This is a genomic window from Apilactobacillus quenuiae (assembly GCF_002994005.1).
In the GTDB taxonomy this organism is placed as follows: Bacteria; Bacillota; Bacilli; order Lactobacillales; family Lactobacillaceae; genus Apilactobacillus; species Apilactobacillus quenuiae.
On record NZ_POSN01000010.1, the window covers coordinates 1 to 802 of the forward strand.

Sequence of the window (802 nt, forward strand, 5' to 3'; positions counted from 1 at the left end):
CTGCATGAAGTTGGAATCACTAGTAATCGTGGATCAGCATGCCACGGTGAATACGTTCCCGGGCCTTGTACACACCGCCCGTCACACCATGAGAGTTTGTAACACCCAAAGACGATGGAGTAACCTTCGGGAGCTAGTTGTCTAAGGTGGGACAGATGATTAGGGTGAAGTCGTAACAAGGTAGCCGTAGGAGAACCTGCGGCTGGATCACCTCCTTTCTAAGGATATTACGGAAACTTACATTAGATTGATYGATCTTATTCAGTTTTGAGAGATTTACTCTCAAACATAAAGCTTATGCTTTTTGGGCCTATAGCTCAGTTGGTTGAGAGCGCACGCCTGATAAGCGTGAGGTCGATGGTTCGAGTCCATTTAGGCCCATTGGACTAGTGGATTGCCACGAAACTTTATATGGGGAATTAGCTCAGCTGGGAGAGCACCTGCCTTGCAAGCAGGAGGTCAGCGGTTCGATTCCGCTATTCTCCATTGACACGTAAGTGTCGAACTTGGTTCTTTGAAAACTAGATATTATTAATTTCTAAATTAAATTTGTATTAAATACAATTTTAACCGAGAACACCGCGTTATTTTGAGTTTTTTAAATAGTTTTATTCGTATAATACTCAATTAACCAAACATCACGAAGTGATGAATTAGGTTAAGTTATGAAGGGCGCATGGTGGATGCCTTGGCACTAGGAGCTGATGAAGGACGGGACTAACACCGATATGCTTCGGGGAGCTGTACGTAAGCTTTGATCCGGAGATCTCCGAATGAGGAAACTCGATAACCTTAATCGGTT

2 tRNA genes and 2 rRNA genes are annotated in these 802 nt (G+C 43.7%); all 4 read left to right on the plus strand.

Going from position 1 to position 802, the window contains the following annotated elements:
- A 16S ribosomal RNA gene (locus C7N44_RS07915) occupies window positions 1-218 on the plus strand; the annotation flags it as partial.
- An 88-nt stretch (window positions 219-306) separates the two neighbouring features.
- Window positions 307-381 (plus strand) — tRNA-Ile (locus C7N44_RS07920).
- Window positions 382-413: 32 nt separating this feature from the next.
- A tRNA-Ala gene (locus tag C7N44_RS07925) sits at window positions 414-486 on the plus strand.
- A gap of 170 nt (window positions 487-656) precedes the next feature.
- A 23S ribosomal RNA gene (locus C7N44_RS08095) occupies window positions 657-802 on the plus strand; the annotation flags it as partial.